This window comes from Mesorhizobium sp. M0060, from assembly GCF_040323155.1.
Classification (GTDB): Bacteria; Pseudomonadota; Alphaproteobacteria; order Rhizobiales; family Rhizobiaceae; genus Mesorhizobium.
This window is the reverse complement of sequence record NZ_JAMYUP010000001.1, coordinates 334,495-346,805: the sequence shown is the minus strand read 5'-3', so window position 1 is coordinate 346,805 and position 12,311 is coordinate 334,495. Positions and strand designations below refer to the sequence as shown.

Annotated in this window: 8 protein-coding genes; 5 read left to right on the top strand and 3 right to left on the bottom strand. The window is 65.1% G+C overall.

The window, feature by feature from the left end; genetic code table 11:
- Positions 1–83: 83 nt before the first annotated feature.
- On the top strand, positions 84–329 hold the full coding sequence (locus tag NKJ94_RS01600; RefSeq protein ID WP_352522640.1) for a type II toxin-antitoxin system VapB family antitoxin: 246 nt from the start codon (positions 84–86) through the stop codon (positions 327–329).
- On the top strand, positions 329–733 hold the full coding sequence (locus tag NKJ94_RS01595; protein WP_352522639.1) for a type II toxin-antitoxin system VapC family toxin: 405 nt from the start codon (positions 329–331) through the stop codon (positions 731–733). The genes NKJ94_RS01600 and NKJ94_RS01595 overlap by 1 nt, the downstream gene beginning before the upstream one ends.
- Here the strand turns inward: NKJ94_RS01595 and murJ are convergent.
- Both murJ and NKJ94_RS01585 read right to left on the bottom strand, forming a co-directional pair.
- Positions 708–2,306, bottom strand: coding sequence for a murein biosynthesis integral membrane protein MurJ (gene murJ / locus NKJ94_RS01590; protein WP_352522638.1), 1,599 nt, complete (start codon positions 2,304–2,306; stop codon positions 708–710). The genes NKJ94_RS01595 and murJ overlap by 26 nt on opposite strands.
- Before the next feature lie 46 nt (positions 2,307–2,352).
- Positions 2,353–5,151, bottom strand: a complete 2,799-nt coding sequence (locus NKJ94_RS01585; protein WP_352522637.1) for a [protein-PII] uridylyltransferase — start codon at positions 5,149–5,151, stop codon at positions 2,353–2,355.
- A 227-nt stretch (positions 5,152–5,378) separates the two neighbouring features.
- Here NKJ94_RS01585 and NKJ94_RS01580 point away from each other — a divergent pair, with 227 nt between their 5' ends.
- The 3 genes from NKJ94_RS01580 (at position 5,379) to NKJ94_RS01570 (ending at position 9,246) form a co-directional block, all read left to right on the top strand.
- Positions 5,379–7,883, top strand: a complete 2,505-nt coding sequence (locus NKJ94_RS01580) for a heavy metal translocating P-type ATPase (protein WP_352522636.1) — start codon at positions 5,379–5,381, stop codon at positions 7,881–7,883.
- A 43-nt stretch (positions 7,884–7,926) separates the two neighbouring features.
- On the top strand, positions 7,927–8,313 hold the full coding sequence (gene copM, locus NKJ94_RS01575) for a CopM family metallochaperone (protein ID WP_352522635.1): 387 nt from the start codon (positions 7,927–7,929) through the stop codon (positions 8,311–8,313).
- Between the two features lie 87 nt (positions 8,314–8,400).
- Positions 8,401–9,246 (top strand): aldo/keto reductase, encoded by an 846-nt coding sequence (locus tag NKJ94_RS01570; RefSeq protein WP_352522634.1) that lies wholly within the window; start codon positions 8,401–8,403, stop codon positions 9,244–9,246.
- 242 nt (positions 9,247–9,488) lie between these two features.
- On the opposite strand, the gene mutS is transcribed toward NKJ94_RS01570, so the two are convergent.
- Positions 9,489–12,137 (bottom strand): DNA mismatch repair protein MutS, encoded by a 2,649-nt coding sequence (gene mutS / locus NKJ94_RS01565; protein ID WP_352522773.1) that lies wholly within the window; start codon positions 12,135–12,137, stop codon positions 9,489–9,491.
- Between the last annotated feature and the right edge of the window lie 174 nt (positions 12,138–12,311).

The window sequence follows — 12,311 nt, the reverse complement described above, 5'->3', positions numbered from 1 at the left end:
GATTGCGTTCAATTTGGCTCAGGCCCGCATTGACGCATTGATGTAGATAGCTACCATTTGCTACACACAACGGAAGCAAAACAATGACGATCAACATCAACAACAAGGAAGCGGACAGCCTGACGCGGGCTTTTGCCAGGCTTGAAGGTGTCGGCATCACCGAGGCAATCGTGATCGCCATGCGCGAAGCTCTGGAGCGCCGGCGCAACCGCGAGACGCCGCTGGAGACGGCGGCACGGCTCCGGGCTGAGTTCGGTATTGAGCTGAGCGAGCAGGCGCGCAACCCGCTGCCGCGCTCGGTCTACGACGAATTGTCCGGCGAAGACTGATGTTCATCGACGCAGCCGCTATCGTTGCAATACTGAGCAACGAGCCCGAAGCCCAGCGCTGCGCGCAGGCGGTCATGAAAGCGTCGGCTCCGTTCACGTCGGCGATCGCGGTTTGGGAAGCCGCGATGGCGCTTTCGCGATCGGAAAAGCTGGCCATATCGGTCGCCATAAGCCTGGAGATAGTCAGCCGTTTTCTCGAAGAGCGTGGAATCACCTTGCGGGAGCTTCCGCCTGCCTCGGACGCAGCATCTCTGTCTGTCGAGGCTGCGTCGCGGTTTCGCGGCAACGCTGGCCGCCTGAACATGGCCGACTGTTTCCACTATGCCTGTGCGCGCTACTACGCCGTTCCGATGCTTTCGACGGCGGACGAATTCCGCTTCACGGATCTGGAGACTGTTCCTTGACCGGCTGGGACCCCTTCCGCCCGATATTGCGCCGGATCATGCCGAAATCGGCGCCGCCGGTGGCGAAGGCGGTGACGAAGTAAAGCAGCGCCCCGCCGGCGACGAGCGCAAGCAGGGTTACCGCCTTGATCACCAGCGGCGAGCCGGAGGCGAGCCTTGCGGCGAACCAATGCTCGGCAAAATAAAGCGCCGCGGCCATCACCGCCGCCGACAGCACCAGCCGCGGAATGCGCTTCATGAGCGGCACGTCGCGGCCCCAATGGCCGCGCCGGACCAGCACGGCGAGCAGCATGAACGCATTGACCCAGCCGGCGACGGCGGAGGCAACCGCGATGCCGGGCGCGCCCATCGTCGGAAACAGCGTCAGCGCGGTTGTAACGTTCACCGCCACCGAGATGGCGGCGAAAATCATCGGCGTGCGCGTGTCCTCGCGGGCGAAATAGCCTGGGGTGAACGCCTTGATCAGCACGAAGGCCGGGAGGCCGAGGCCGAAAATCGCCAGGATTGCCGCGACCGTCGGCGTCGAATTGTTGGCGGCAAAGGCGCCGCGCTCATAGACCAGCCGCACGATCGGCTCGGACATGACCAGCAGCGCCGCCGCCGCCGGCAAGGTCATGAACAAAGTGAACTCGACCGAGCGGTTCTGCAGATTGGCCGCCTCGATCAGATTGCCTGACTTCAGCGCCCGCGACAGTTCCGGCAAAAGCACGATGGCGACGGCGACGCCGACGACGCCCAACGGCAGCTGGTAGATGCGGTCGGCATAGGCCAGCGACGACACCGCGCTGTCCTGGGCGGAGGCGATCGCCGTGCCGATCAGCTGGTTGATCTGGGTGATGCCGCCGGTGATCGCCGCCGGCAGCGCCAGGATCAGCAGCCGCTTGACGTTCGGTGTCATCTTCGGCCGGCGGAAGCCGATCGAGATGCCGGCATGGCGCACCGCCGCCCAGACGATCGCCAGCTGCACCAAACCGGCCGCCAGCACACCCCAGGCCAGCCCGAAACCGACGGTGCGGGCGTCCGAACCCTTGTACCAGGCATAGGCAAGCACCGCGATGAGGATGACGTTGAGGAACACCGGCGCCACCGCGGCGGCGAAATAGCGGCGCAGCGAATTCAGCATGCCGGCCATCATGGCGCCGAGCGACATGCAGATCAGGTAGGGGAACATGACGGTTGCCAGCGCGACCGTCGTTTCGAATTTTCCCGGCGTGTCGGCAAAGCCCGGCGCCACCAGGTAGCGCACGATCAGCGGCATCGCCAGTTCCATGGCGATGGTCAGCGCCAGAAGCGCCGTGAACAAGACGCCGAACACCTCTTCGGAAAAGCGCTTGGCGCCGTCGGTGCCGTGCGTTTCGATCTCCTTGGCGAATAGCGGCACGAAGGCGGCGTTGAAGGCGCCTTCGGCGAACAGCCGGCGAAAGGTATTGGGGAACTGGAAGGCGGCGTTGAAGGCGTCGGCGATCGGCCCGGTGCCGAGTGCCGCAGCCATCAGCATCTCACGGCCGAAGCCGAGGGCGCGGCTCATCAGCGTGCCGGAAGCGACCGTCGCGAATTTCTTGACAAGGCTCATGCGCTTGGAGACTGCCTGTAGGATTGGGGCAAATGGAAGGTAACAGTCACTCGGCGGCCGCTTTGGTCTTGCCGCGCTCGGACGCCGTGCCTTCGAGCACCGCGATCAGCCTGTTGCGAATGGTCGCCGTGCGCGACGGGCTGTCGATCTTCTGGCCGGTGAGGTCGGTGACGTAGAACGTGTCGATGACCTTTTCGCCGAAGGTGGTGATGTGGGCCGAGGCGATGTCGAGCGACAGGTCCGACAGCACGCCGGTGATCTCCGACAAAAGGCCTGGCCTGTCCAGTCCTTCGACCTCGATCACCGAGAACCGGTTCGACAGGGTGTTGCGGATCTCGGCCCGCGGCGGGATGCGGAAAACCTTGGCGCCGCGCCGCGGCTTGGTGCGCTTCTCGATCATCTCCGGCAGCCAGCTCTTGCCCGACAACACGTCCTCGATCAGCCGGCCGACGCGTTCGGCACGGCGGCGCTCGTCTTCGTCGAGGTCGAACTCCCTCGAGATCAGGATGGTGTCCAGCGCGCGGCCGTCCGAGGTGGTGAAGATCTGCGCGTCGACGATGTTGCCGCCGGCCGCCGCACAAGCACCGGCAATCACCGAGAGCAGGCGCGGATGATCCTGCGCCAGCACCGTGATCTCGGTCACCGCCTCGAACTGGTGGGTCTTGACCATGGTGGCGAGCTTCTTGCCGGCGTGGTCGGCCTCGCGGATGAATTCGGCATGGCGCAGCTGGTCGGGAAGATCGACCGCCAGCAGGTAGTTCTCGTAGTGCTGGCCGACATAACGCTTGCGGGCCTTTTCCGGCCAGTCGGCAAGCGCCTCGGCCAGTTGTTCGCGCGCCGCCGCCGTCCGCTTGGCGCGCGACACCTCCGAAAACCCACCGGTCAACAAAAGCTCGGTCTCGTAGTAGAGCGTGCGCAGCAACTGGCCTTTCCAGCCGTTCCAGACGCCCGGCCCGACGCCACGGATATCGCAGACAGTAAGCACCAGCAGCATCTTCAGCCGTTCGACCGACTGCACGATGGCGGCAAAATCCTCGATCGTCTTGCGGTCGTTGAGATCGCGGGTCTGCGCCGTCATCGACATGACGAGGTGGTTCTCGACCAGCCAGGCGACCGTTTCGGTGTCGGCCGGCGAGAGCCCCATATGCGGGCAGATGCGCCGGGCGATCCTGGCGCCGGCCTGCGAATGGTCCTCCGGCCTGCCCTTGGCGACGTCGTGCAGAAGCACGGCGACATAGAGCGCCTCGCGGCTCTTCTTCAGCCCCGGCATCAGCGTATGGGAAAGCGGATGGACCTTTTCGCCGTCGCCGCGCTCGATCTCGGCCAGCACGCCGATGCAGCGGATCAGGTGCTCGTCCACCGTGTAGTGGTGGTACATCGAGAACTGCATCATGGCGACGATCTTGCCGAAATCCGGGATCAGCTTGGCAAGCAGTCCGGCCTCGTTCATGCGCCGCAGATTGAGCTCGGCGTTGCGGTCCGAGGTCAAGATGTCGAGGAACAGCCGGTTGGCCTCCTCGTCGCGCCTGAGCGCCTTGCCGACCAGGCCGAGCGAGCGGGTCAGAAGCTTCAGCGCATCGGGGTGGAATTCCAGGCCGTGCTTGTCGGCGAACCAGAACAGCCTGAGCAGGTTGACCGGATCGCGTTCGAACACCTGGTCGTCGGCGATGTTGATGCGGTGGTTGTCGACGATGAAATCAGCCGTGCCGGCAAGCTTGCGCTTGCGCCGCGAGAAGGTGAGAAAGATGCGGTTGAAACCCGGCACATGCTTGGCCTGCTCCTCCTCGAGCGCGGCGCAGAAAATGCGGGTCAGGTCGCCGACGTCCTTGGCGACGAGGAAGTAGTGCTTCATGAAGCGCTCGACCGCCGACAGGCCGGGATGGGTGGTGTAGCCCAGCCGCTCGGCGATGTCGCGCTGGATGTCGAAATGCAGCCGCTCCTCGGCCTTGCCGGTGAGGAAATGCATGTGGCAGCGCACCGCCCACAGAAAATCCTCGGCCTTCTGGAATTCCCGGTATTCGGCGTCGGTGAAGACGCCCTTGTCGACCAGTTCTTCGCCGGTGCGCACCCGGTAGAAATATTTGCCGATCCAGAACAGCGTCTGCAGGTCGCGCAGGCCGCCCTTGCCGTCCTTGACGTTGGGTTCGACCAGGTAACGGCTCTCGCCGGCCTTGGCGTGGCGCTCGTCGCGTTCGGCAAGCTTGGCCTGCACATATTCGGGGCCGGTGGTGCGCACCACCTCGTGATCGAAGCGCTGCAAAAGCTCGTCATAGAGCTTTTGCTCGCCCCACAGGAAGCGCGCTTCAAGGATCGAGGTGCGAATGGTGATGTCGGTGCGCGACAGCCTGAGGCACTCGTCGATGTTGCGGGTGGCGTGGCCAACCTTCAGCCCGAGGTCCCACAGCATGTAGAGCATGTATTCGACGATCTGTTCGCCCCAGGGCGTCTGCTTGTAGGGCAGCAGGAACAGGAGATCGATGTCGGACCCCGGCGCCAGCGTGCCGCGGCCATAGCCGCCGACGGCGACGACCGCCATGCGCTCGGCTGATGACGGGTTTTTGACACGATAGACATGGGTGGCGGCGAAATCGTAGAGCGCGCGGATGATCTCGTCCATCAGATGCGACAGCCGGGCGGCGCAGGCGGTGCCGCTGCCATCGTCCATCAGCATGCGTTCGGCGACAGTGCGCCCGTCGGCGAGCCGGCTTTTGAGAAGCTTGAGAACGCCGCTACGTGCGGCCTTGCCGGAACCGTCGCCTGCCGTGGCCGCGGTCAGTTCGGTCATCTCGCGGCGCAAGGCTTCGCCGTCGATCAGTTCCTCGAGCTTCAGTGATATTCTTGCCATGGATGCCGTTAGGCCTCGCCGTTTCGGCGGCGTCTATAGCGCGTTTTCGCGGCGCTGGGTATGGGGCGGACGGACGCGTGCTCCGTAGCGGTGGAACGGGACGATCCTATCGTCCCCGCGGTCGGTTCAATTTGGCCTATGGCGCGAAAAGTCGAAATTGGCCCTTGACCTTCCAGTCACTGGAAGCACTACCTCCGCCCCAACATCGAAATACAGAGGCATTTGGCATGACGCATTCCGACCACGATCATCACCCCCATGGCCATGGCAGCTGCTGCTCGGCGAAGGGCGCTTCGACCGCCGCCGTCGTCCGCGATCCGGTCTGCGGCATGACCGTCGATCCGGCTGCCGGCAAGCCAACGGCCGAGCATGGCGGCCATCGCTATCATTTCTGCAGCGAAAGCTGCCGCGCGAAATTCGTCGCAGAACCGGAAAAATACCTGACGGCCATTGATCCCGTCTGCAGCATGAGCGTCGATCGCGTCACGGCCAAGCACTTTTTGCGGCATGAGGGCCAGGGCTTCTATTTCTGCTCGGCCGGCTGCAAGGCGAAGTTCGAGGCCGAGCCGGCAAAATACCTCGGCGACAGGCCGGCGCCGCAGGCGATGCCGAAAGGCACGCAATACACCTGCCCGATGCATCCGGAAATCATCCGCGACAAACCCGGCTCCTGCCCGATCTGCGGCATGGCGCTGGAGCCGATGGGCGTGCCGACCGGCGACGAGGGCCCGAACCCCGAACTGGTCGACTTCACCAGGCGCCTGTGGGTGAGCGCGGTGCTGTCCGTGCCGTTGCTGGTCATCGCCATGGCACCGATGCTCGGCCTGACGTTTCAGGCCTTCATCGACGAGCGGGCGAAGGTCTGGCTGGAACTGGCGCTGGCCAGCCCGGTGGTGTTGTGGGCGGCATTCCCGTTCTTCCACCGCGGCTGGGACTCGGTGCTCAACCGCAGCCCCAATATGTGGACGCTGATTTCGCTCGGCGTCGGTGCCGCCTATCTCTACAGCGTCATCGCCACGCTGTTTCCAGGCCTCTTTCCGCACCAGTTCCGCGGCCATGACGGCACCGTGCCGGTCTATTTCGAGGCGGCGGCGGTAATCGTCGCGCTGGTGTTCCTCGGCCAGGTGCTGGAATTGCGCGCTCGTGAGAAAACCGGCTCGGCGATCCGTGCGTTGCTCGACCTGGCGCCGAAGACGGCGCGGCTGATCGGCGCGGACGGCTCCGAGAACGACGTGCCGCTCGACACGGTCAAGGCCGGCGACCGCTTGCGCATCCGCCCAGGTGACGCCGTGCCGGTCGACGGCATTGTGCTCGAAGGACGCTCCTCCATCGATGAATCGATGATATCGGGCGAGCCGCTGCCGGTCGAAAAGACCGAAGGCGACAACCTCACCGGCGGCACGCTCAACAAGAACGGTTCGCTGATCATGCGCGCCGAAAGGATCGGCGCCGAGACGACACTGGCGCGCATCGTCGAACTGGTCGCCAAGGCGCAGCGGTCGCGCGCGCCGATCCAAGGATTGGCCGACCGCGTCTCGTTCTACTTCGTCCCGGCCGTCGTGCTGGTCGCGATCATAGCGTTCGTCGCCTGGGCGATCGTCGGACCGCAACCCAGCCTGGTCTTTGCCATCGTCTCGGCGGTCTCGGTGCTGATCATCGCCTGCCCCTGTGCGCTCGGCCTTGCCACGCCGATGTCGATCATGACCGCCACCGGACGCGGCGCGCTTGCCGGCGTGCTGATCAAGGAAGCGGCGGCGCTCGAACGCTTTGCCTCGGTCGATACGCTGATCGTCGACAAGACGGGAACGCTGACCGAAGGCCGGCCGCGACTGACCGACGTCGTCGCCGTCGAAGGGATGGCGCAAGACGATCTCCTGGCGCTCGCCGCCGGGCTGGAAAAAGGCTCGGAGCATCCGCTGGCCGAGGCGATCGTCGAAGGCGCCCGCGAACGCGGGGTGAATACTCCCGAGGCCGGCGGTTTCGAGGCCGTCACCGGCAAGGGCGTTTCCGGCACGGTTTCGGGGCAGAAGGTGGCGCTCGGCAATGCCGCGATGATGGCCGATCTCGGCATCGACACGGCGTCGGTCCTGGCCAGCGCCGAGGCGCTGCAGGCCGACGGCAAGACCGCGATGTTCGTTGCCGTCGGCAACAGGCTCGCCGGCCTCGTCGCCGTCGCCGACCCGATCAAGGCGACCACCGCCGAGGCGATCAAGGCGCTGCATGACAGCGGGCTGAAGATCGTCATGGCGACCGGCGACAACGAGCGCACGGCCAAGGCCATCGCAGCCAAGCTCGGCATCGACGAGGTGCGTGCCGGGCTTTTGCCCGAACAGAAGAACGCGCTGGTCGAGGAGTTGCGAGCCGGCGGCGCCGGCGTCGCCATGGCCGGCGACGGCGTCAACGATGCGCCCGCGCTCGCCGCCGCCGATGTCGGCATCGCCATGGGCACCGGCGCCGATGTTGCGGTCGAAAGTGCCGGGATTACGCTGGTCAAGGGCGATCTCAACGGCATCGTTAGGGCCCGCACGCTGGCCCGCGCAACGATCCGCAACATCCGCCAGAACTTGTTTTTCGCTTTCCTCTACAATGTGCTTGGCGTGCCGGTTGCTGCCGGCGTGCTCTATCCGCTCACCGGCACGCTGTTGTCGCCGATGCTGGCGGCGGCGGCGATGAGCCTGTCTTCGGTTTCGGTCATCGCCAACGCATTGCGGCTCAGGACGTTGAAACTCTGAGTCAACTGCCCAGATAGACCCTGTTCAAAAAAGGAGACGATGAATGACCTTGGCCAAGAAGATCGTGCTGCTGATGATGGCGGCGGGAATGCTGCTTGCCGTTTTCCTCGAAAGCGTTCCGGCGCAAGCCGAGGAGATGAAACACGACATGGGCGCGATGGGCGCGCAGAGCCCTTCGACCGACGGCTACAAGGCAGCGATGGACAAGATGCATACCGACATGATGGCGATCGAATATTCCGGCAATGCCGATGTCGATTTCGCCCGCGGCATGATCCCGCATCACCAGGCGGCGATCGACATGGCCAAGGTCGAGCTTGCCAATGGCAAGGATCCGGAAATCCGCAAGCTGGCCGAAGCGGTGATCGCCGCGCAGGAAGCCGAGATCAAGCAGATGCAGGACTGGCTCGCTGCCCATCCGGTGAAGTAGCGGTTCACGCCGTCAGTGGGAATCCAGGAAAGAGGCTTCACCTGGATTTCCCTTGGCGGCTATGATGCCGCCCGACTGGAGCATGCCATGCCATCGACCATAAGAACGACCACCCTGCCCTTCGGCGAAGCCGTGCCGGTGCTCGGCCAGGGCACCTGGAAGATGGGCGAGGATACCCGCCGCCGTGGCGATGAGGCCAATGCCCTGAAGCTCGGGCTGGACCTCGGCATGACGCTGATCGACACCGCCGAAATGTATGCCAGCGGCGGTGCCGAGGAGGTGGTGGCGGAGGCCATCGCCGGGCGCCGCGACGAGGTCTTCCTGGTCTCCAAGGTGCTGCCGTCCAATGCCTCGCGCACCGGCGTGCCGCAAGCCTGCGACAAAAGCCTGAAACGGCTGCGCACCGACCGCATCGATCTCTATCTCCTGCATTGGCCGGGCAGCGTGCCGCTGGCGGAGACGGTCGAGGCCTTCGAGGCATTGCGGCACGCCGGCAAGATTCGCCACTGGGGCGTCAGCAATTTCGATACCGATGAGATGGAAGAGCTGACCAGCTTGCCGGGCGGCAACAACGTCCAGATCAATCAGGTGCTCTACAATCTGTCGCAGCGCGGCGTCGAGTTCGATCTCGCCCCGTGGAGCCGGCAACGCGGCATGCCGCTGATGGCCTATTCGCCGGTCGATCAGGGGGTATTGGCGCGCAACGCCAGGCTCGAAACCATCGCCGCTCGCCACAACGTCACCTCGGCGCAGATCGCGCTTGCCTGGGTGATGGCGCAAGAGGGTGTTATCGCCATTCCGAAGGCCGGCAAACAAGAGCATGTCCGGCAGAATGTCGCGGCGTTGGACATCGAGCTTACGAGTGAAGATTTCGCAGAAATCGACCGCGCTTTTCCACCACCGAGGCGGAAGCAGGGCTTGGCGATGATTTGAGGGTTGCGGCGCGGGACCAGAAACTAAGGTTGCGATCCTTCGCGCCCCCCTCTGTCCTGCCGGACATCTCCCCCACGAATGGCGAGATTGGACGTCGCATCGGCTTTCACCAACTTCAAACATCGAAGAAAAAGCGCTATCAGCGAAGCTGCCAATCTCCCCCCCCAAGTGGGGGAGATGTCCGGCAGGACAGAGGGGGGCGCGAAGGAATGCCGACAGACGGCGGGCTCAGCCAGCGACGGCTACTTCCCCACCATCCCCTTCAGCCTGTACAGCGCCTCCAGCGCCTCCCTTGGCGTCATCTCGTCAGGATTGATCTCGCCTAGCGCCGCGCCCAGCCCATCACTCTTTGCCGGCTGCTGCGCTTGCCGCTTCGCCGCCACGGAAAACAGCGGCAGGTCGTCGACCAGACGGTTGGCCTTGCCCGAGACCTCGCCCGCCTCGAGCTGGTGCAGCACTTCCTTGGCCCGGCCGACGACGGCTTCCGGCAGGCCGGCCAGCCGCGCCACCTGGACGCCGTAGGAACGGTCGGCCGCACCCTTGCCGACCTCGTGCAGGAAGACCACGTCGCCTTCCCATTCCTTGACCCGCATGGTGACGTTGTGCAGCCGCGGCAGTTTTCCGGCCAGCGCCGTCATTTCGTGGAAATGCGTGGCGAAGATCGCCCGGCAGCGGTTTTTCTCGTGCAAATATTCGACCGCCGCCCAGGCGATCGACAGCCCGTCAAAGGTGGCGGTGCCGCGGCCGATCTCGTCGAGGATGACCAGCGCGCGTTCGCCGGCCTGGTTGAGGATCGCCGCCGTCTCGACCATCTCGACCATGAAGGTCGAGCGGCCGCGCGCCAGATCGTCGGAAGCGCCGACCCGCGAAAACAGCCGGTCGACGACGCCGATATGGGCGCTTGCCGCCGGCACGAAGGAGCCGGTCTGGGCGAGAATGGCGATCAGCGCGTTTTGCCTGAGGAAGGTCGACTTGCCGCCCATATTGGGGCCGGTCAGCAGCCAGATCGCGCCGGCCTTCGCGTCGCCTTGCGGCGACAGATCGCAATCATTGGCGACGAACGGGCCTTCGCCGGAACGCCGCAGCGCCTGTTCGACCACCGGATGGCGTCCGCCCGAAATCTCGAAGGCAAGGCTCGCATCGACCAGGGGCCGGCACCAGGCCTCGCTTTCGGAAAGCAGGGCCAGTGCGGCCGAAACGTCGAGCACGGCGAGCGCTTCGGCGCCGGCGCGGATCCTGTCGGCCTGGCCGACGACTTCCGCCGTCAGCGCCTCGAAAGCGGCAAGCTCGATCGCCAGCGCCCGGTCGGCCGCATTGGCGATCTTCGATTCCAGTTCGGCGAGTTCCGTGGTGGTGAAGCGCATGGCGTTGGCCATGGTCTGGCGATGGATGAAGCGCGCCTTGGCGCCGTCGCTGCCGGTCATGATTGCATGATGATTGGCGGTGACCTCGATATAGTAGCCGAGCACATTGTTGTGCCTGATCTTCAGCGAGCGGATGCCGGTCTCGTCGATCAGCGAACGCTCCAGCCCGGCGATCACTTTTCGCGACTCGTCGCGCAGTGCCCGCATCTCGTCGAGTTCGGCGTGGTAGCCGCCCCGGACAAAGCCGCCGTCGCGCTTGAGCAAAGGCAGCTCGTCGCTGAGCGCCTGCGTCAGATGCGCCGCCAGCGCGCTGGGCAGTGCCTTGATCGCCGCCAGCGCCGCTGCCAGTTCGGCAGGCAAGGCAGTTTGCCCGAACAGTTCGGCGATGGCGCAGGCTGCCTCGAAACCGGCGCGCAGTGCGCCGAGATCGCGCGGACCGCCGCGGTTGAGCGCCAGCCTGGACAGCGCGCGCGGCATGTCGGCAACGCTTTTCAGGCTCCCCCGTACCGCCTGGCAGAGGCGCGTCTCCGAGCGGAAGAACGACACCGAGTCCAGCCTTGCACCGATCGCCGCCGGGTCGGTCAGCGGCGCCATCAGCCGGTCGGCGAGCAGCCTTGCGCCGCCGCCGGTCACCGTGCGGTCGATCGCCGTGAACAGCGACCCGTCGCGGCTGCCGGACAGCGTGCGCAGCAGCTCCAGATTGGCGCGCGTCGCCGGGTCGATGAACAGGGTCGAGCCCTGCTCCTCGCGCTCGGGCCGCGACAGCGGCGGCCGCTCGGCCTTCTGCGTCTTCTCGACATAGGCGATGACGCCTGAGATCGCCGACAGCTCGGCGCGCGAAAACGTGCCGAAACTGTCCGGCGTCGCCACCTCGAAGAAGCGGGCGATGCGGCCGGCAGCGGAAGCCGAATCGAACAGCGACGGCGGCTGCGGGCTGGCGACGCGGCCGAGCACGTCGAACACCGGTTTCAGCTCCGGGTCGTGGAACACCGGCTCGGCGACGATCAGCTCGCGCGGGTCGACGCGGAAGACATCGGCGAGCAGCCGGTCGGCGGTGGTTTCGGCGACGCGGAAGACACCGGTCGAGATCTCGGTCCAGGCCAAGGCAAAAGCGTGATCTGCCCCACCTTTCACCCGTCCCAGCGCCATCAGAAAACTCGCTTCCGACGGCGCCAGCAATTTGTCCTCGGTGATGGTGCCGGGCGTCACCAGCCGCACCACGTCGCGGCGCACCACCGATTTGCCGCCGCGCTTCCTGGCCTCGGCCGGATCCTCGATCTGCTCGCAGACGGCGACGCGGAACCCCTGGCCGATCAGCTTCTGCAGATAATCGTCGGCCGCGTGCACCGGCACGCCGCACATCGGGATGTCGAGCCCCTGGTGCTTGCCGCGCTTGGTCAGCACGATGCCGAGCGCCCGGCTTGCCTTCTCGGCATCGTCGAAGAACAGCTCGTAGAAATCGCCCATGCGGTAGAACAGCAGCGAATCCGGGTTCGCCGCCTTGATCTCGATATACTGCTCCATCATCGGCGTCGCCGGCGCGAAGGCCGGCGTGGCGTTGTCGCTTCGAATGGGCGTCTCGTCGTTCAAGAAGCTGCTTCCAAAATTTTCCAAGCCATGCTTGGCGGTTTACAGCGGCGAAGTGTAGCCTTAATCCCGAACCTTCCACAAAAGAAAGCATGCGCACCCATCTCAAGCGGT